This is a genomic window from Nonomuraea sp. bgisy101 (genome assembly GCF_057708945.1).
The window spans coordinates 121,565-139,109 of record NZ_JBYITD010000020.1; the positions used below are offsets into that span (position 1 = coordinate 121,565).

General features: G+C 70.5%; 21 protein-coding genes. 13 read left to right on the plus strand and 8 right to left on the minus strand.

All coding sequences use genetic code 11. From position 1 onward, the window contains the following. The first annotated feature begins 5 nt into the window (after window positions 1–5). Together AC3EO4_RS33100 and AC3EO4_RS33105 are read left to right on the plus strand one after the other, a co-directional pair. Window positions 6–1,580, plus strand: coding sequence for an MDR family MFS transporter (locus AC3EO4_RS33100; RefSeq protein WP_379569525.1), 1,575 nt, complete (start codon window positions 6–8; stop codon window positions 1,578–1,580). Window positions 1,581–1,632: 52 nt separating this feature from the next. Next, entirely contained in the window at window positions 1,633–2,829 is a 1,197-nt protein-coding gene (locus AC3EO4_RS33105; RefSeq protein WP_379569523.1) for a cytochrome P450, read from the plus strand. 52 nt (window positions 2,830–2,881) lie between these two features. On the opposite strand, the gene AC3EO4_RS33110 is transcribed toward AC3EO4_RS33105, so the two are convergent. Continuing rightward, window positions 2,882–3,472, minus strand: a complete 591-nt coding sequence (locus tag AC3EO4_RS33110) for a shikimate kinase (RefSeq protein ID WP_379569521.1) — start codon at window positions 3,470–3,472, stop codon at window positions 2,882–2,884. Window positions 3,473–3,595: 123 nt separating this feature from the next. On the opposite strand from AC3EO4_RS33110, the gene AC3EO4_RS33115 reads away from it, so the two are divergent. The 7 genes from AC3EO4_RS33115 (at window position 3,596) to AC3EO4_RS33145 (ending at window position 7,246) form a co-directional block, all read left to right on the plus strand. Then, window positions 3,596–3,925, plus strand: coding sequence for a hypothetical protein (locus AC3EO4_RS33115; RefSeq protein ID WP_379569519.1), 330 nt, complete (start codon window positions 3,596–3,598; stop codon window positions 3,923–3,925). After that, entirely contained in the window at window positions 3,922–4,311 is a 390-nt protein-coding gene (locus AC3EO4_RS33120) for a MerR family transcriptional regulator (RefSeq protein ID WP_379569517.1), read from the plus strand. Before AC3EO4_RS33115 ends, AC3EO4_RS33120 begins: the two co-directional genes overlap by 4 nt. A gap of 21 nt (window positions 4,312–4,332) precedes the next feature. Next, window positions 4,333–4,665, plus strand: coding sequence for a YnfA family protein (locus AC3EO4_RS33125; RefSeq protein WP_379569516.1), 333 nt, complete (start codon window positions 4,333–4,335; stop codon window positions 4,663–4,665). A 175-nt stretch (window positions 4,666–4,840) separates the two neighbouring features. After that, window positions 4,841–5,143: a hypothetical protein gene (locus tag AC3EO4_RS33130; protein WP_379569514.1), complete on the plus strand. Its 303-nt coding sequence runs from the start codon at window positions 4,841–4,843 to the stop codon at window positions 5,141–5,143. After that, window positions 5,140–6,291, plus strand: coding sequence for a bifunctional WXG100 family type VII secretion target/C40 family peptidase (locus tag AC3EO4_RS33135; RefSeq protein ID WP_431899299.1), 1,152 nt, complete (start codon window positions 5,140–5,142; stop codon window positions 6,289–6,291). Before AC3EO4_RS33130 ends, AC3EO4_RS33135 begins: the two co-directional genes overlap by 4 nt. 5 nt (window positions 6,292–6,296) lie before the next feature. Further along, window positions 6,297–6,911 (plus strand): histidine phosphatase family protein, encoded by a 615-nt coding sequence (locus tag AC3EO4_RS33140; protein ID WP_431899300.1) that lies wholly within the window; start codon window positions 6,297–6,299, stop codon window positions 6,909–6,911. A gap of 104 nt (window positions 6,912–7,015) precedes the next feature. Beyond that, a complete protein-coding gene (locus tag AC3EO4_RS33145; RefSeq protein ID WP_379569508.1) occupies window positions 7,016–7,246 on the plus strand; it encodes a hypothetical protein in 231 nt (76 codons plus the stop codon). Window positions 7,247–7,336: 90 nt separating this feature from the next. Here AC3EO4_RS33145 and AC3EO4_RS33150 read toward each other — a convergent pair whose 3' ends face one another. Further along, window positions 7,337–7,873, minus strand: a complete 537-nt coding sequence (locus AC3EO4_RS33150; RefSeq protein WP_431899301.1) for a GNAT family N-acetyltransferase — start codon at window positions 7,871–7,873, stop codon at window positions 7,337–7,339. Window positions 7,874–7,966: 93 nt separating this feature from the next. On the opposite strand from AC3EO4_RS33150, the gene AC3EO4_RS33155 reads away from it, so the two are divergent. After that, a complete protein-coding gene (locus AC3EO4_RS33155) occupies window positions 7,967–8,863 on the plus strand; it encodes a lytic transglycosylase domain-containing protein (protein WP_431899303.1) in 897 nt (298 codons plus the stop codon). A 205-nt stretch (window positions 8,864–9,068) separates the two neighbouring features. After that, window positions 9,069–9,956 (plus strand): oxidoreductase, encoded by an 888-nt coding sequence (locus tag AC3EO4_RS33160; RefSeq protein WP_431899305.1) that lies wholly within the window; start codon window positions 9,069–9,071, stop codon window positions 9,954–9,956. A 390-nt stretch (window positions 9,957–10,346) separates the two neighbouring features. Here the strand turns inward: AC3EO4_RS33160 and AC3EO4_RS33165 are convergent, their stop codons facing one another. Next, window positions 10,347–11,366, minus strand: coding sequence for a phosphotransferase (locus AC3EO4_RS33165; RefSeq protein WP_379569500.1), 1,020 nt, complete (start codon window positions 11,364–11,366; stop codon window positions 10,347–10,349). Between the two features lie 159 nt (window positions 11,367–11,525). On the opposite strand from AC3EO4_RS33165, the gene AC3EO4_RS33170 reads away from it, so the two are divergent. Next, entirely contained in the window at window positions 11,526–11,933 is a 408-nt protein-coding gene (locus AC3EO4_RS33170; RefSeq protein WP_379569498.1) for a spore-associated protein A, read from the plus strand. On the opposite strand, the gene AC3EO4_RS33175 is transcribed toward AC3EO4_RS33170, so the two are convergent. Further along, window positions 11,908–12,306 (minus strand): winged helix-turn-helix transcriptional regulator, encoded by a 399-nt coding sequence (locus AC3EO4_RS33175; protein ID WP_379569496.1) that lies wholly within the window; start codon window positions 12,304–12,306, stop codon window positions 11,908–11,910. The two genes, AC3EO4_RS33170 and AC3EO4_RS33175, sit on opposite strands and share 26 nt — an antisense overlap. Window positions 12,307–12,781: 475 nt before the next feature. Here AC3EO4_RS33175 and AC3EO4_RS33180 point away from each other — a divergent pair, with 475 nt between their 5' ends. Next, entirely contained in the window at window positions 12,782–13,663 is an 882-nt protein-coding gene (locus AC3EO4_RS33180) for an alpha/beta hydrolase (protein ID WP_431899307.1), read from the plus strand. Window positions 13,664–13,772: 109 nt separating this feature from the next. On the opposite strand, the gene AC3EO4_RS33185 is transcribed toward AC3EO4_RS33180, so the two are convergent. The 4 genes from AC3EO4_RS33185 to AC3EO4_RS33200 are packed head-to-tail and all read right to left on the minus strand — an operon-like array spanning window position 13,773 to window position 17,140. Continuing rightward, window positions 13,773–14,288, minus strand: a complete 516-nt coding sequence (locus AC3EO4_RS33185; protein WP_379569492.1) for a GNAT family N-acetyltransferase — start codon at window positions 14,286–14,288, stop codon at window positions 13,773–13,775. Between the two features lie 51 nt (window positions 14,289–14,339). Further along, window positions 14,340–15,800, minus strand: a complete 1,461-nt coding sequence (locus tag AC3EO4_RS33190) for a dihydrolipoyl dehydrogenase family protein (protein WP_379569490.1) — start codon at window positions 15,798–15,800, stop codon at window positions 14,340–14,342. A gap of 41 nt (window positions 15,801–15,841) precedes the next feature. Next, entirely contained in the window at window positions 15,842–16,282 is a 441-nt protein-coding gene (locus tag AC3EO4_RS33195) for a VOC family protein (protein WP_379569488.1), read from the minus strand. 33 nt (window positions 16,283–16,315) lie between these two features. After that, complete coding sequence (locus AC3EO4_RS33200) at window positions 16,316–17,140, minus strand: alpha/beta fold hydrolase (protein WP_379569486.1); 825 nt, start codon at window positions 17,138–17,140, stop codon at window positions 16,316–16,318. Between the last annotated feature and the right edge of the window lie 405 nt (window positions 17,141–17,545).

Below are 17,545 nucleotides of genomic sequence, written 5' to 3' on the forward strand. Positions count from 1 at the left end.
GAAGCATGACGACCACCAGCGCGCAGCCCGAGGCCGCGCCCCCGACCACCTCCCGCAGAAAGGTCCTGCAAGCGCTGTCCGGGCTGATGGTGGGCATGTTCGTGTCCATCCTGGCCTCGACCGTCGTGGCGAACGCGCTCCCGCGCATCATTACCGACCTGCACGGCTCGCAGACCGTCTACACCTGGATCGTCACCTCAGAGCTGCTGGCCATGACGGCCACCGTGCCGCTGTGGGGCAAGATGGCCGACCTCTACAGCAAGAAGCTGCTGATCCAGCTGTCGCTCGGCATGTTCGTGGTCGGCTCGCTGATCGCCGGCCTCACGCCGAACGTCGAGATCCTCATCGTCAGCCGCGTCGTCCAGGGCGTCGGCGCGGGCGGCATGAGCGCGCTTTCCATGATCGTGATGGCGGCCATGATCCCGCCGCGTGAGCTCGGCCGGTACGCCGGCATCTTCGGCGCCGTGTTCGGCGTCGGCACCGTCGCGGGGCCGCTCATCGGCGGGCTGCTCGTCGACACCTCGTGGCTCGGCTGGCGCTGGTGCTTCCTGTTCGGCGTGCCGTTCACGATCGTCGCCATCGTCCTGCTCCAGCGCACGCTCCACCTCCCGGTGGTGCGCAAGGAGGTCAAGGTCGACTACCTGGGCGCCTTCCTGATCACCCTCGGCGTCTGCACGCTGCTGGTGTGGTCCTCCCTGGCAGGCAACCAGTTCCCGTGGGCCTCCTGGTGGACGGCGGGCCTCGTGGCCGGCGGCGTCGCCGTGCTCGCGCTGGCCGTCTGGGTGGAGTCGCGGGCCGCCGAGCCGATCATCCCGCTGTCGCTGTTCAGGAACCGCACGGTCGCCCTGGCCACCATCGCCAGCGTGCTGGTCGGCGTCGCGATGTTCGGCGGCACGGTGTTCCTGTCGCAGTACTTCCAGGTGGCGCTCGGCAAGTCGCCGACGGTCGCGGGGCTGATGAGCCTGCCCATGGTGTTCGGCCTGCTGATCTCCTCGACCGTCGCCGGCCAGCTCATCACCAGGTCGGGCCGATGGAAGGGCTTCCTCGTGGCGGGCGGCGTCGTCATGCTCGCCGGCATGGGCCTGCTCGCCACCATCGACGGTGGGACCAGCACGCTGCTGCTGTCGGTCTACATGGCGGTGCTCGGCATCGGCGTCGGCATGCTGATGCAGAACCTGGTGCTCGCCGCGCAGAACGACGTGCCCGCCCACGACTTGGGCGCCACCACCTCCGCGCTCACCTTCTTCCGCAGCATGGGCGGCGCGGTCGGCGTCAGCGCCCTCGGCGCCGTGCTGGCCAACCGCATCACCACGCTGATGACCGAGAAGCTGGGCCCGCTCGCCGCCGGCGGCGGCTCGGGAGGCGAGGGCGCGTCCGTCCCCGACATCTCCAAGCTGCCCGCGCCCGTGGTCCGCGTCATCCAGGACGTGTACGCCACGGCCACCGCCGACCTGTTCCTCATCGGCGTGCCGCTGACGGCGCTCGCCCTGCTGGCCGTGCTGTTCATCAAGGAGAAGCCGCTCAACACCCTCTCAGGAGAGGAGCGACTGGCACAGGAACGTGCCGCCGCGGGTCACTGATAGATCGCTATGGTGGAAGTCACGGGGCACGGTCGATCCGGCGGGAGATGACATGAGCGAATCCGTGACGTTGCCGCTCCACATGCGCAGGGCCGGGTTCGACCCGGCCCCCGAGCTGTCCGCGCTGCGCGACGACGAAGGCGTGCGGAAGGTCAGCACTCCCTTCGGCATCGAGGCCTGGATGGTCACCCGGTTCTCCGACGTCCGCGAGGTGCTGGGCGACGCCACGCGCTTCAGCAACGCCAGGACGGCGAGCTTCCGCCCGCCGGGCCAGATCGACCTGAGCGACGAGCAGATCGCCGCGATGCGGGCGGGCAACATGCTCTCCTTCGACCCGCCCGAGCACACCAGGCTGCGGCGCATGCTGACGCCCGAGTTCACGGTCCGCAGGATGCGCAGGCTCGAGCCCCGCATCACCGACATCGTCGAGCAGCACCTCGACGCCATGGAGCGAAACGGCTCGCCCGCCGACCTCGTCGCGGACTTCGCGCTGCCGGTCCCCTCTCTGGTGATCTGCGAGCTGCTCGGCGTGCCGTACGCCGACAGGGCCGACTTCCAGCGGCGCACCAACGGGATGCTCGACCTGTCAGCGCCCCTGGAGCAGCGGGTGGCGCTGCAGCTCGAATCGCGCGCCTACATGGGCGAGCTCGTCGCCAGGACGCAGGCCGACCCCGGCGACGAACTGCTCGGCATGCTGGTGCGCGAGCATGGCGACGACCTGACGACCGACGAGCTGATCGGTATCGGCAGCCTGCTCCTGCTGGCCGGCCACGAGACCACCTCCAACATGCTGTCGCTCGGCACGCTCGCCCTGCTGCGTCACCCCGACCAGCTGGAGCTGCTCAGGAAGGAGCCGTCACGGATCGACGCGGCCGTGGAGGAGCTGCTGCGCTGGCTCAGCATCGTCCACTCGGGGACGGCCAAGCTGACCACGACCGAGGTCGAGCTGGCCGGCCGGCGCATCCCCGCGGGCGAGCTGGTGATGTGCGTGCTGCCGTCCGCGAACAGGGACCCCGCGCTGCTGTCGGACCCCGACCGGTTCGACATCGAACGCGGCGCGCTGGGGCACGTCGCCTTCGGCCACGGCGTGCACCACTGCCTGGGTGCGCCGTTGGCGCGCATGGAGATGCGGATCGCCTTCCCCGCCCTGCTGCGGCGCTTTCCCGAGCTGAGGGAGGTCGGCGGGCCCGCCGACTTCCGCTCCTTCCACGTCGTGTACGGCCTGCGCACCCTCGAGATCGCCTGGTGATCCGGGCGTGGTGACCGGCCGGCCGTGGTGACCGGCCGGCTGTCTTGACCTGCTAGCGGTCCTGATCCGCGGCGCGCAGGAGCTCGGAGAGGCGTCGCGCGCTCGCGGGCGGGTCCTCGCCGTCGGTGTGGAGGATGACGGTGGCGAGGTCGGCGTTCCCTCGATCGCGCACCCACTCGGCGAGGAAGTCGTGCCCGTCCTCCGTCACCCAGCCGGTCTGTTTGGTGGCGAGGCTCCGCTCGCGGAGGACCGCCACCGATCGGTCCTGGTCAGGCGACGGCAGGACGAGGACCACGTGCTCGACCACGCCGAGCGCCTTCCTGACCTCGTCGAACAGCGCGGGGTCCGTGTAGTTGCTGTGGCCCGCGCCGAGGGACAGGACCGCGCCGGGGTGGTCGGCCACCGCGCGCCGTACCGCGTGGGCGCGGGCAGGTTCCCACTCCCGTTCGGCCCTGACCCTGCCGACCGCCTCGACGTGCGCGCGGAGCCGGTCCATCGACCAGCCCGCCTCGGCGTAGTAGGCGGCACCGATCTCGTCGATGTCGACGAAGGGGCGGCCCGTCGACGCCGCGACGATCGCGCCCAGCGTGCTCTTGCCCGTGGCCGCCGGTCCGATGAGCACCATCCAGGGGGAACTCGTCACCTGGTCATTCTGCCGGTCCCGGAGCGCCTGCCGCCCGGGACGGCTCGGGCCCGCGCCAGGGGGTTGCATCCTGTACCGGGGTACAGGGTTACCTTCGGAAGGTAGGCGGACCTGGGAGGACTGATGTGGGCACCTGACGCGTGCACGCTACCGACCGAAGAGCGGCCGTTGCGCGTGGCGGAGTTCGACGACCTGTTCGCGTCCGCGTTGCGCGGGCTCGACCGCGTGGACCCGACCCACCTGCGGCTCACGCTGGACGGCGGGGCTCAGGTGGAGGAGACCGCGCGCGACCTGACGGCGAGGGAGACGGCCTGCTGCTCGTTCTTCGCGTTCGCCTTCACGTCCGGCGACGAGGAACTGGTCCTGGACGTCGAGGTGCCCGCCGTCCACGCGAGGGTCCTCGACGGGCTGGCGGCCAGGGCGCTCGAGGCCGCGCCGCGGGCCGCGTCATGAGCGGGACCTGGCTGCGCACGGGACAGGTCGCCGAGGCGGCGGGGGTCAACGCGCAGACGCTGCGCTACTACCACCGGCGGGGCCTGCTGGAGGAGCCCCGGCGCAGCAACGGGGGGCACCGGCTGTACCCCGAGGAGACCGTGACGCGCCTGCGGATGATCAAGGCGGCGCAACGGCTGGGCTTCACGCTGGAGGAGGTCGCCGACCTGGTCGAGGCGACGGCCCGCCCGCGCCTGCGCGCCCGGACGAGCGCGAAGCTCGCCGAGGTGGAGCGGAAGATCGCCGACCTGCGGGCGGTCCGCGAGACGCTGATCCAGGCGGTGGACGCGGGCTGCGACGACCTCATGACCTGTACGACAAGCCCGCGCTGCCCGCTGCCGTTCTAGCCGCCCCCTACAGTCACGCTCATGACTGTCGCGCGTTCCCTCCTGCTCTTCGTGGTGGCCGCCCTCGCCGAGATCGGCGGGGCCTGGCTGGTCTGGCAAGGGGTGCGAGAGCATCGCGGGCTGCTGTGGGTCGGGGCGGGATGCGTGGCGCTCGGCGTGTACGGCCTCGTGGCCACCCTCCAGCCCGACGCCCACTTCGGGCGGATCCTGGCCGCCTACGGCGGGGTGTTCGTGGCAGGCTCGCTGGTGTGGGGCATGGTGGTCGACCGGTTCCACCCCGACCGCTGGGACATCATCGGAGCGGCCATCTGCCTGCTCGGCGTCCTGGTCATCATGTACGCGCCCCGCGGCTAGCCGGACGCGCTCACCCCGGTGAGCCCACCCGAGAGCTCCCACAGACGGCAGGCGGCCTCATCGGCACGTCGATCGTGAACGAGGGCCCATGGCTGACGTCCCGACCGAAAGATGACCAAGAGTGTTAGATTGTCGGGGCCATTGAGACTGGTGTGACACGGGAGGCGAAGCTCACGTGGCAGGTTTGGAGATCTACTTCGACGCACTCGAGGAATGCGCGAGCAAGGCCAAGGGCGTGGGAAACCAGTTCAAGGCCATGGCCGACGAGGCTCCCGCGAGCGTCGGCGCCTCCGTGTTCGGCTCGCTCGAGGGCTTCTCGGCAAAGCTCAGCAAGGCCGTCAACGACCTCGAGGCGAAGATCGACACTGAGACGCGCCACGCCGAGAACAACCTGACCAAGGTCGAGGCCGCCGTCCACAAGGTCATCGAGAACGTCCGCAAGGCCGACCTGCCCGTTCCCCGGGCGGAGCAAGTGTGACGGACATCTGGGACACCTATCTCAGCCGCATCCAGAACGTGATCGACGACCTCAGCGGCAACCAGGAAGAGATCTCGAACATCTCCAAGCGCTGGCGGGCGCTGGCCACCAGCCTCACCACGGAGACCGGCGCCCTCAAACGCGCGGTCAAATCGGTGAACGACGCGTGGAACGGCGACTCCGCCCAGGACTTCGCCGACCACATGGCCAAGTACCCCGCGTCCGGTACGTCGCTGAGCACAGCGCTGACCAGCTGCGCAGGAAAGCTGGACACGGCAGGGACGGAACTGGCGACCGCCAAGGGCGAGGTCCAGGCCCTGTACCGCGAGAAGCGCGCCTGGCTGGACGAGCAGCGCAACGACCCGGACACCACCACGATCTCGATGACGAGCATCAGGTCCCAGGTGGACGACGCCATCGAGCGGGCCAAGGGGCCGAAGGGCCGGGCGTCCGACGCGGTCAAGCAGGCGACCGACGAGATCAACAAGTACCTCGGCGACGTGCGGTTCTTCACCGGCATCACCGCCCCTGGCGATCACGACTTCGTCCCCGCGAAGGGAAAGGGCTGGGTCCCCGACCCGGAGTTCACGCCGAAGGGCACGACCCAGCTCGCGTCGTACGACGGCAACGGCGCCACGCCCGTCGGCAACGCCTACAACGGCGCGCCCCACGGCGGCGACGGTGGCGACGGTGGCGGCGGTGGCGGCGGTGGCGGTGGCGGTGGCAAGCCCTCGCTCGCCGTGCCTCCGAACGCCCACAGCCTCGCCCCGAACCCCCGCGCGCAGGCGGTCGTCGACTACGCCCTCAAGCAGCTCGGCGACCCCTACGTCTGGGGTGCCACGGGGCCCAACTCCTTCGACTGCTCCGGGTTGACGCTGCGCGCGTACCAGTCGGCGGGGACCGACATCCCGCGTGTCGCCAATGACCAGTGGCTGCGCGGGCCGCGCATCCCGGACGGCAAGGCGCAGGCGGGAGACCTCATCTTCTTCGACAACAACGGGGACGGCACGGCCGACCATGTGGGCATCGTGCTCGACCCCGAGAAGCAGACGATGATCCACGCCCCCAACTCGCGCTCGGTGGTCCGCATCGAGAGCTACGCCACCTACCCCGGCCGCCTGGGCATGACCAGGCCGGGAATGGGCTGACGAGCATGGGCGCGCGCTATCTCTACCTCGCCCGGCATGGCGAGGCCTCACCGGACGAGAGCGGGCTGACGGAGAACGGCCGTCGTCAGGCCGAGCTGCTGGGCAGGCGACTGCGGGGAGTTCCCTTCGCGGCGGTCCACCACAGCCCGCTGCCGCGGGCGGCCGACACCGCCCGCCTGATCGGCGAGCAGCTGGGCGGCGCGCTCCCGCGGGTCTCGCAGGCCGCGGGGGACTACGTCCCGTACTTTCCCGAACGGGACGAGCTGCCGCCGGACTCCGCCGACTCCCTGCTCGGGTTCCTGGCCCGGTTCCCTCCTGAGGAACGTGAGCGAGGACCCCTGCTCGCTCGCGAGGCGATGGAGAGCTTCACCGGCCCTGTCGACGGCGCCGAGCCGCGGCACGAGCTGGTCGTCACGCACAATTTCCTGATCGGTTGGCTCGTCCGGGCGGCACAGGACGCGCCCGCATGGCGCTGGCTCGGCTTGAACCACTGCAACGCGGCGCTGACGGTCATCCGCTACGCGCCAGGCCGGTTGTCGTCCGTGCTCGTCTACAACGACATGACGCACCTGCCTCCCGAACTGCGGTGGACCGGCTTCCCTCCCGAACTCCGCGTCTGAAGATCCGGCGGCCGGTCATGACGACCTTCGCCGGTGGGGCCCGGTCGATTCGGTTGGGCGGAAATATGTCCGCCACCGGGTCCAACGGGCGCATACTAGGGGTAATGAAGCCCACAAGAGCCGCGGCCCGGCGTCCCCTGCCCGGAAGTCCCTTCAACGTCCCTGCTGCCCCCTCGCCCCCTGTCGAGCATTTCGAACTGCAGGACTGGGTGAGCCATGACAAGTACGGCCTAGGCTCGGTCATCGGTGTCGAGGAAGACGTCGCCGTGATCGTCGATTTCGGCTCGGAGAAGCTCCGCATCGCCGCGCCGTACCCCAGGCTTTTCAAGCTCTGAGACCTCCTTCGACAGGTCTCCCGCCAACGGCCCGCGATCACGAGGAGGATCCCGGGTCCGCGACGCCCCGGCCGGCTGCGAGCCGGTCGATCAGCGGCCGTGAAGGCCGTTCTGGACGTCGGGGCTCACGTAGGAGTGGACGAGGGCGTGCTCGCCCGCCGAGTTCAGCCACCGTGCGCGGGCGCTGGCCACGCGCCGCCACCCGGCTCGCTCGTAGAGGGCCACGGCGGCCTGCCCCTCGTCGGAGACGTCGAGCACGAGCGGCAGCCCACGGGCGGCGGCGTCCTTCCGCACCGTGGCGAGCAGGTCCCTCGCGAGCCCGTGGCCTCGCCCGCGCGGCGTCACGAAGAGCCGGGTCACCGCGCCGACGAGCTCGCCCGAGGCTCCAACGGCCTGCGCGAGTGCCGGCCCCAGGCTCGCGAGCGGGATCCGCGACAGGCCCACGTGTCCCACGACGCCTTCGTCGTCCAGGGCCACCCATGCGGAGACCAGGTCGGCCGGCGTGAGCCATCGCGCCGGATCGGCCGGCCAGTCGACCGGATACCGATCGACACGCTGTACGGCAGCGAGCGCTTCGACGCACCCGTCCATGTCGTGCGGCGTTCGTGATCGAATCGATGGCTTCATCCGGACAATCCTCCCAGAGGCTCCTCGCACGGCTCTCCTTGGCGGTGTGTCGGGCGCCGGACGCGCGAGCGACTGGCGATACGGTGATTTTTCATGAGATTGATCCGCGTCCTGCCCGCCGTAACCCTGACGGTCAGCCTCGCAGGCTGCGGCGGCACGGCTGCCGGGTCAGCGGTTCTCGAACTCCCCTCGCCCAGCGCCACTCAGGCGGTCACCCCGGTACCCGCGGCCGCGCCCGATCCAGAGGCACGCATCCCCGCCGACCCGGCCAAGCTGGCCGTCGCCCTGCAGAAGACGACCGCCGCCCTCCGCAAGGGGATCGACGAGTGGACCAAGGGCGGGCAGGAACAGCCGCCGCCCGACGTCGTCCTGCTCGCCCTGCACCAGCAGCGCGTCTACCGTGCGATGGCCCGCAGCACGTCCCTGGCTCAGGGGGTCGTCCGGCGGCTGCCCAAGCCGCTGGCCGCCGAGGCGCGCGACAACGCGACCGCTGTCGGCAAGCTGCTGGCCATGGCGCACCCGATCACCGCGGCGCAGCGCAAGAAGATCCGCCTGAGCGAGCCGCAGCCCGCCAAGCGCCTGCGCGGCTACCTGCTCCAGGCGGACAGGCGCTTCGGCGTCGACTGGGAGGTGCTCGCGGCGATCATGCTGGTGGAGACGAGGTTCGGCAGGGTCAGGTCGGCCAGCTCCACGGGGGCGCAGGGGCCGATGCAGTTCATGCCGGGCACGTGGCGGCAGTACGGCATGGGCGGCGACGTCCACGACGCCCGCGACGCGGTCCTTGCCGCCGCCAACTACCTCAAGGCGACAGGGGCGCCCCGCGACTACCGGCGCGCGGTGTTCGCCTACAACCACGACACCCGCTACGTGGACGCCGTGCTGGCCCACGCGCGGCAGATCAAGCGCGATCCCCGCAGCTTCTACGCCTACTACAACTGGCAGGTCTTCGTCCTGTCCGCCAAGGGCGACGTGCGCCTCACCGGTCCCTGACGAGCCGGAGGATCTCGGCGACGACCAGCTCGGGCTCGCCCTGGGAACTACGCTCCGCTACCGCATCCGCACGCTCGCCGCCCGGAGCCTGGACCTGTCCGACCCCGGCACGCGGCTCGTCACCTGGCTGCGATCGCGGCTGCGAGCTCCGGGATAGGTCATGCGCCCGATGCCGAGGGAGACGCCTTAGACGCACCCTTGATCCATGCGAGCGGAACACGAGCACACAGTCACCAGGAGCCCCCTCGGCGGGACGCTGCGCCTCGACGACGACCTGGTCCTCACCCGGATCGGCTACGGCGCGATGCAACTGGCAGGCCCGAAGGTCTGGGGGCCGCCCCGCGACAGGGACGAGGCCCTGGCCGTCCTGCGCGCCGCCGTCGACGCGGGGATCACCCACATCGACACCAGCGACTACTACGGCCCGCACATCGTCAACGACCTCGTCCGCGAGGCCCTGCACCCCTACCCCGAGCACCTGCGCATCGCCACCAAGGTCGGCGCCCGCCGTACCCCCGACCGCGCCTGGCCCGCCGCCCTGTCACGCGGCGAGCTGGTCCAGGCCGTCCACGACAACCTCAAGCGCCTCGACGTGCCGGTGCTCGACCTGGTCAACCTGCGCATGACCGACACCCTGGCCGCCGCCGACATCGTCGAGCCCTTCACCGTGCTCGCCGAACTACGCGACCAAGGCCTGATCCGGCACCTCGGCGTCAGCAACGTCAGCGCCGAGCAGGTCAGGGTCGCCCGGACGATCGCCCCGGTGGTCGCCGTCCAGAACTACTACAACGTCGCCTTCCGCTCCGACGACGCGCTCGTCGACTGGTGCGCCGAACAGGGCATCGCCTACGTGCCGTACTACCCGCTGGGAGGCTTCCGCCCCCTGCAGGCGGACGCCCTCGACGGGGTCGCCCGCGACCTGGGCATCACGGCCCGGCAGGCGGCGCTGGCCTGGCTGCTGCACCGCTCCCCGGCGATCCTGCTCATCCCCGGCACCTCGTCGGTCGCCCACCTCCACGAGAACATCGCGACGGCCGCCATCGAACTGCCCGAGCAGGCGCTGCGCACGCTCGACGCGGTCGCCGCCCACTGACCTCCGCCCCCTCGACCGCCGGGTGTCCCGCGACTTCCGCCACGCACCCGGCCCGTTGGAGAGATCCCTGTCGGGATGACACGATTCATGCGACAGTCCGCGTATGAACATGGCGAGGTATCGGCGGTCCGCCTGGTACAAGGCGTCTCGAACATCCTTGTTCCTCTGTATCGGCTGGTTCGCATCGGGCTGCTACTTCGTCCTCATCGTCGACGCCAACAGGCATCCGTGGCCCATGTTCCACGTGTACGTGTGGCTTGCCCTCCAGATGCTCGCAACTGTGTGCAGTGCGATCGGCCGTACGCGGTATCGGGCGTGGTACGAGCCGCGGGACGAGTCCCCGCCGACCGGAGGCGCTGCCGATCCCAGGGACGCCACGCGCGCCGCCCCCTATTCGCGGTAGCTGGATTCGAGATTGCCGGTGAGATAGGTCAACGACGCGGTGATGTCCGCACCGGTGCCATGCGGCCGGCGCAGTTCGTCGACGTAGACGGCGATGTCGGCGAGCTTCCACCAGAGGGGATAGAGGGCCAGGCCGTCCGGCGAGACGGTCCGGCCGGTGGCCCTGGCGTAGCGGTCGAGCACCTCCTCGACACCTGAGGCCGGGCTCTCGCCGAGCATGTCCGCCAGGCCGCCGGTCAGCATCCACAGGTCCCGTTCCGGCGGGGCGATCCGCACGGTGTCCCAGTCGATGAGGCGCAGCCCGGCAGGAGTGCGCATCAGGTTGCCCGGGTGCGGCTCGCCATGCGTGACCACCCAGTCCGCCGGGGCCTCCCGTACCCGGTCCACCCGCCGGTCGAAGTCGGCGAGCCACCGCTCGACGTGCCCGGCGTGGACGGACAGCAGCTTGCGGGCCCGCTCGCCGTACGGGCCGCCTGTCCACTCCCTGTCGAGGTCCCGCAGCGCCGCATCCAGCCGGTCCCTGCCAGGCAGCACCAGGTCGGCCCGCGGCGCGGTGCCCGCCACGACCGGCGTCGCCTCGTGCAGCGCGGCCAGCAGGTCCACCACCTCGACCTGGTCCTCGGGCCGGTGCGCGCCGAACTCCCCTGCGACACCCGCCACCATCGGGAACACCGAGAGGGCGTACCGCGAGCCGAGCCGCCGCACCACCGTGCCCGTCGCGGTCGGGACGGGTGCGAGAACGAAGTCGAGCCCGGCGTCCTCGCGCAGGGCCAGCGCGGCGCCGTACGACCGGCCGAGCCGGTCGAACTCCTCCTCGCGCCCGGAGTCCTCGACGCCGAGGTCGTCGATCTTGACGAACCACGCCGTCCCGCGCTGATCGGCCACCGACCAGTGGTAGCTGCCCGCGCCCACAGGGAGGTACTCCGCCGACCGAACCTCGATGCCCCAGCCTTCGGCCAGTGCCGCGAACAGCTCGACCTCCGCCAGGCCCGCCGGTCTGTCCCTCATGGGTCGGCATTCTGCCCCACCCGCCCGCGGAAGAGTGGGACGGTCTTTCAGTGTGATCTATCCCACGCAACACGATGGCCGTTTCCGGCATCTACACCTTTGGCATGTTGATCAATTCGCCATCGGCATCGTCTGTCGCACGAGAGGATCACACCTGACATGAACAAGATCAAAAAGTCGGCTGTCGTAACGCTCGGCCTGGTCGCGGCGTTGACCGGCATGATCGCCACCAGCGGCCCCGCCGCGGCGGCGTCTTCCCCCATCGAAGCCTGCGGTGGCGGTTCGTACCACGTCATCGACAGCCACGACTTCGGCTCCAGCGCAACCATCTACCTGCTCTACAACGGCACCACCAACTGCGTGGTGACCTGGAAGACGGGAGCCACGGGCAACACCGCGTACGTGGAAGCCCGGCTGCGTCACAGCAGCATGTATTTCAGGGTCGACCCCGGCAACTACAAGTACTACGCGGGGCCGGTGAAGGTCGACGCCCAAGGCCGTTGCATTCAGTGGGGCGGCGCGTACGGCGACAGCTCCTGGATCAGTGACTGGGGGCACTGCGGCTGATCAAAGGACCAGTGGCCGAATGATCCTGTGGCGGTGGACGCCGTGGCTGACTCTGGTCCGCCGCCCAGGCGCAGATCGCCGACAGCGGCTCCTGCAGCGTGGCGCCGAGGGGAGTCAGGGCGTACTCGACATGCTGGGGAGCGGTGTCCTTGAGCACTCTCCGTTCGACCAGCCCGTCGCCTTCCATGCCCCGAAGAGTCTCGGTCAGGACCTTCTGCGTGATGCCGGGCAGCCTGCGGCGCAGCTCGGCATGGCGCTGAGGCCCCGCCAGCAGCGCGTAGATCAGCAGGACCCGCCACTTGGCGGCCAACCGCTCCAGCGCCTGCCGGGTCGTGCAGCCTTCTTCCAGCACGTCCGGTATCACCAGTGCCATGGGTCTCCCGCTCGCAGGGGCACCTCAAAGTGCCTTCTGGCCGACAAAGATCGGGGTGCCTAGTGTCCCGTTCGTGACAAAGCTTATGGTTCACAGGTACACGGCGGCAGAGCCCGGAATCTTCGTCAACAGCTACCTCCTGGAGACGGCGGACGGCGTCGTGCTCGTCGAATCCGACGGCGAGCGGATCGCCTTCAACGGGGACCTGGCCTTCGACGGCGTGCACCCCCTACACCGCGGACGGTCACTCGGGCGCGTGGCCGACCGCACTCGATCGCCTGACGGGCGAGCTGGCAGGAGTCCCGCTGTACCCCGGTCACGGCGCGCCCGGCGATGTCGGCATGCTCATCCGGCAGCGACAGTACCTGCGCATGTACCGCGAGGCGGTCCGGCGCCTGGCCGCGGGGGCGCCGCGTCGCCGCCGAACTCGCCGCGTCACCACGATGATCGCCATGTCGGCACCTGGAGAGAGTTCATGACATCCGTCAAAGCCCAGCGGATCACGTTCCGCAGCGAAGACATCGAGCTGGTAGGCGAGCTCCGGATTCCGGAAGGGGCAGGCGCTGTGCCGGCAGTGGCGCTCACCGGCCCCTTCACCGGAGTGAAGGAACAGGTCGTCGGCACCTACGCCGAGCTGCTCGCCCGGGCAGGGCTGGCCACCCTCGCCTTCGACCACCGGGGATTCGGGGAGAGCGGCGGACGCCGCCGGCATGAGGACAGCCAGGGCAAACTGGCCGACCTGAGAGCCGCGGTGGGTGCGCTGGCCGGCCGGCCCGAGGTCGACCCGGACCGGATCGGTGTCGTCGGAGTATGCCTCGGCGCCGGCTACGCGGTGCGGGCCGCCGCCACCGACCCCCGGATCAGGGCGGTGGCCGGAATCGCGGGCGCCTACAACAGCCCGGTTCACATGGCGCGGAGCATGGGCGTCGACGCCTACAGGTCCGCGCTCTCCGGCTTCCTGGATCGCTACGACGAGTGCCTGCCCGCCGTGGCGCCCGACAACGGTGAGGCCGCCATGGGAGGCGACGAGCCGTACGCCTACTACGGCACCGCCCGGTCCGCCTCGCCGTACTGGCGCAACGAAGTCACCAGAGGGTCTCTCCACTCGCTGATGACCTTCGACGCCATGGGCGCGGCGGACCTCCTGGCCGCCACCCCGCTCCTGGTCGTCCACGGCAGGACCGACGCCTACTGCTCGCCTGACCTGGCCAGGGAGCTTCACGAGCGCGCACCTGGTGACAAGGAGATCGTCTGGCTGGACACCGACCGGCACATCGATCTGTACGACGTGGAACCGTACGTCACCCAGGCCGTTCGGGCCACCGCCGACTTCCTCCACCGCAACCTCGGCTCCTGAAGCCCGCCGGCCGGGGGTCTGTTTCCCGCATGCGATCGTCGACGGTATGACATTCACCAGAAAGACGCCCCTCCGAGGTCCGCCCACAGGGGTGGCGGTGTGAAACCCCTCAGCCACCAACCGAAGACGGGTGGCGCACCATGAAGATGTCGATCTCGTCCTCGGTTTCGACCGTGAACCCGTGCCGCTCGTACAGCCGGCGGGCCGAACTGCCCTGCAGCACGTTCAGGCGAACCACGGCGTCTTCGTGGTCGCACCGTTCCAGCAACCTGCTCAGCACAGCAGAACCGATGCCCAGGCCCTGCGAATCCGGGTCCAGGTAGAAGTGCTCCAGCCAGTAGGTGTCCTGCGCCGGCCGCAGCGCCACGCAGCCCGCCGAGGCTCCACCCACCTGGATCATCCAGGTGTGCGCCGGTGCGAACCCGTCACGCAGCCGCTGTCGCACACGCAGCTCGTCGTACCGCCCGAGCCGCTCGAGATCCGGTCTGAGCACGACGGCCCGCAACTCGGCCACCGCCTCGACGTCCGCCGCCGAAGCCGGTCGAAGCTCCCAGTCCGCCACGATCGCGATGTTATCGCCCCGGGTTCCCGTCACCCGGGGAGCCCCCTGCCACGCGAACCGCACAGTTGATCATCCGGTCCGCGCTCATGGCCGCCGAAGGTACGGCAGCCTCTTTCATGGGTTTCCGTTCCCCTGGCCGTGCTGGTCCCGGTACGTCTCGAGCAGCCGCAGCCACACCTCGCTGATGGTGGGAAAGGGCGGTACGGCGTGCCAGAGGCGTTCGATGGGGGTTTCGCCGATGATCGACACGGTGGCGGAGTGGAGGAGCTCGGCGACGCCCGGTCCGGCGAAGGTGGCGCCGACGACGGTGCGGCGCTCGGGGTCGATGAGGGCGCGGGCTCTGCCGCGGTAGTCCGGGTCGTGCTGGAGGGCGCCGGCGACGTGGCCGAGATCGTAGTCGACGACGTGCACGCGGCGGCCGGTGCGCCGGGCCTCGATGCTGGTGAGGCCGACACTGGCGATCTCGGGGTCGGTGAAGACGACCTGAGGGACGGCCGCGACGTCGGCGGTGCCGGCGTGGGGGCCCCAGCGTCCGGTGTCGAGCGGGATGCCGAGGGCTCGGGCGGCGATGACGGCGCCGGCGATGCGGGCCTGGTACTTGCCCTGGTGGGTGAGCAGGGCCCGCCGGTTGACGTCGCCGGCGGCGTAGAGCCAGTCGCCGGGGGCGGCGGTGACGGTGAGGGTGTCGTCGGTGGTGAGCCAGCCCCCGGGGGTCAGGCCGACGGTTTCGAGGCCGATGTCGCCGGTTCGGGGTGCGCGGCCGGTGGCGAAGAGAACCTCGTCCGCGGTGAGCCTGCCGCCGTCGGAAAGGGTGAGGCGGACCTCGCCGCCCGTACGGGCAGCGGTGGCGACGGTCACCCCGAACCGCAGGTCGGTACCCGCTTCGCGCAGGCGGTCGGCGACGAGTTCGCCGGCGAAGGGTTCCATCTGCGGCAGCAGGCGGGCGCCGCGGGCGAGGAGCGTGACCTCGGTGCCGAGGGCCTGCCAGGCGGTGGCCATCTCGGTGGCCACGACGCCTGCGCCGACGATGACGAGTCGTCCGGGCGGCTGCGGGGCGCTGGCGGCTTCGCGGCTGGTCCAGGGGCGCAGGGCGGCGAGCCAGGGCAGGTCGGGGAGGGCGGCGCCGCTGCCGGTGCACACGGCCACGGCGTGCCTGGCCCGCAGGTGGACGGTGCCGCCGTCGGGGGTGGCCACGGCCACGCGTCGCGGCCCGTCGAGCCGTCCATGGCCGCGTTGGAGGTCGATGCCGGCCGTCTTGAGCCATTCGACCTGGCCGTCGTCGTTCCAGTGGGCGGCCATGCGGTCGCGATGGGCCAGTACGGCGGCGGCGTCCAGGCGTCCGGCGGCGGCCGGGTTCAGGCCAGGTACCCGGCCGGCGTCGGCACGCAGGAGCGCGGGCCGCAGCAGGGCCTTGCTCGGTTCGCACGCCCAGTATGAGCATTCGCCGCCGACGAGCTCGCTTTCCACGATGACGGTGCTCAGCCCGGCGGCGGTGGTCCGGTCGGCGACGTTCTCGCCGACCGGGCCGGCCCCGATCACGACCACGTCATAGGTGCGGGTGTCTTCGGTGGTCACTGGTCCTCCATGGTGTGGCCGTGTCTCGGGGATGCCGCTGGTCAGCGGCCGGGCAGCCGTTGGGTGATCTCCTGCAGGAACCAGCGGTTGCCGTCGGGGTCGGCGAACGAGGCGAAGGAGCCGTAGCTGGCACGCTGCGGGTGCGGGCCCATGACGCGGCCGGTCTCGCCGGCCTGGTGGAAGGCGCCGGTGGCGTCGTGGAACGGGCCGGTGACGTCGACGCCGCGGCCGGCCAGTTCCTTGTGGGCCTGCTCGATGTCGGACACGATCAGGTGCAGTCCCTGGGCCGTTCCGGGTTCGGCGTCGGTGAGCCCGTCGCCGAAGATGATCGAGCAGGCGGAGCCGGGGGGAGTGACCTGAATGATCCGGTAACTGTCGTTGATGGGGAAGTCCGCGTCGAGACGGAAGTTCAGCTGCCGGGTGTAGAAGTCCTTGGCACGATCGACGTCGGACACGGGCAGGACGACGACTTCGAGCTTCATGTCCATGGTGATGATCTCTCTTTCGGTTCGGTGCTATCGGGTGGCTCGTGCGGCCTTCTCGATGACGCCGGCCACGGTCTTGGGCTGGGAGACGGCGACGGAGTGGGAGGCGCGTACCTCGATGGAGTGCGCGTGGGCGCGTTTGGCCATGTAGCGCTGGACTTCGACGGGGATGTTGAGGTCCTGGGTCGTGATGACGGCCCAGGTGGGCTTGTCCTTCCAGGCGGCGGCCCCGGTCTTCTCCTCCAGGGCGGACTGGGCGATGGGCCGCTGGGTGGCGGCCATGAGGGCCGCGGTGCCGGCCGGTACGTCGGCGGCGAACTGCCGGTGGAACGTGCCGGGCTTGATGTACAGGTCGGTTCCGGCGGTGCCGTCCGGGAGGGTGAAGGGGGTGGGGTCGAGGGCGCCGGGCAGCGTGGAACCGGGGTACTTGTTCGTCAGCTCCAGGGCGGTCTCGCCGAGGGCGGGCAGGAAGGCTGCGACGTACACGAGGGCCTTGACCTGGGGGTCGTTCGCACCGGCGACGCTGATGACCGAGCCGCCGTAGGAGTGCCCGACGAGGATCTTGGGTCCGGCGACGTGGTCGAGGACGCTGCGGAGTGCGGCCGCGTCATTGGCCGGTCCGCGCAGCGGGTTGGCCGCGGCGACGACGGGGTAGCCGTTCGCGCGCAGCTCTTCGATCACCGCGTTCCAGCTGGAGGCGTCGGCGAACGCGCCGTGCTCCAGCACGATGGTCGGCTTGGCGGCCTTGTCGGCGCCGAAGGCGGGCGTGGCGGCGGTGGCGAGGAGGCCGATCGCGAGCGTCGACAGGGCGCCCATCGCTAGCCGTCGGCGGCGCACACCCTTGATGCTGACCACGACATTCCCCTTTCAGGAGGCTTCAGAGATCTGGCGCCATCACTGTTGTCCGGGAAGGACCGCGGTCACATCCGTCACTTGACGGTCAGTCACGGCGGGTCGGCCTGGCCGTGGTTCGGTGCCACAACGGTGCTGGTCGGCGGGACGCCCGGCCTTGCGCGGCGGTCGTGTACGGGTGTGCGCGCCCCAGCGCGTTAAGCCATTCGACTCTTCAGTCTGTGACGTGAGCACGGGCGGCACCGCTCAGCCGTGGGCCGCGAGCTGCGCGCATGTCTCCGCATGTGGCCCGCTGACCTGCGCCGCGACGTCCGTGACGTTGCGCCCGGAGCGGCTCGCCGGTGCTGACCGTCAACTGACTGATGTGCCGGCGTCGGCCGCGAACGACAGTGAGACGCACCGCAACAG

Coding starts and splice junctions, on each gene's coding strand:
- AC3EO4_RS33100 (WP_379569525.1), top strand. CDS start 6: ATGACGACCACCAGCGCGCAGCCCGAGGCCGCGCCCCCGACCACCTCC.
- AC3EO4_RS33105 (WP_379569523.1), top strand. CDS start 1,633: ATGAGCGAATCCGTGACGTTGCCGCTCCACATGCGCAGGGCCGGGTTC.
- AC3EO4_RS33115 (WP_379569519.1), top strand. CDS start 3,596: ATGTGGGCACCTGACGCGTGCACGCTACCGACCGAAGAGCGGCCGTTG.
- AC3EO4_RS33120 (WP_379569517.1), top strand. CDS start 3,922: ATGAGCGGGACCTGGCTGCGCACGGGACAGGTCGCCGAGGCGGCGGGG.
- AC3EO4_RS33125 (WP_379569516.1), top strand. CDS start 4,333: ATGACTGTCGCGCGTTCCCTCCTGCTCTTCGTGGTGGCCGCCCTCGCC.
- AC3EO4_RS33140 (WP_431899300.1), top strand. CDS start 6,297: ATGGGCGCGCGCTATCTCTACCTCGCCCGGCATGGCGAGGCCTCACCG.
- AC3EO4_RS33145 (WP_379569508.1), top strand. CDS start 7,016: ATGAAGCCCACAAGAGCCGCGGCCCGGCGTCCCCTGCCCGGAAGTCCC.
- AC3EO4_RS33150 (WP_431899301.1), bottom strand. CDS start 7,873: ATGAAGCCATCGATTCGATCACGAACGCCGCACGACATGGACGGGTGC.
- AC3EO4_RS33155 (WP_431899303.1), top strand. CDS start 7,967: ATGAGATTGATCCGCGTCCTGCCCGCCGTAACCCTGACGGTCAGCCTC.
- AC3EO4_RS33160 (WP_431899305.1), top strand. CDS start 9,069: ATGCGAGCGGAACACGAGCACACAGTCACCAGGAGCCCCCTCGGCGGG.
- AC3EO4_RS33165 (WP_379569500.1), bottom strand. CDS start 11,366: ATGAGGGACAGACCGGCGGGCCTGGCGGAGGTCGAGCTGTTCGCGGCA.
- AC3EO4_RS33170 (WP_379569498.1), top strand. CDS start 11,526: ATGAACAAGATCAAAAAGTCGGCTGTCGTAACGCTCGGCCTGGTCGCG.
- AC3EO4_RS33175 (WP_379569496.1), bottom strand. CDS start 12,306: ATGGCACTGGTGATACCGGACGTGCTGGAAGAAGGCTGCACGACCCGG.
- AC3EO4_RS33180 (WP_431899307.1), top strand. CDS start 12,782: ATGACATCCGTCAAAGCCCAGCGGATCACGTTCCGCAGCGAAGACATC.
- AC3EO4_RS33195 (WP_379569488.1), bottom strand. CDS start 16,282: ATGAAGCTCGAAGTCGTCGTCCTGCCCGTGTCCGACGTCGATCGTGCC.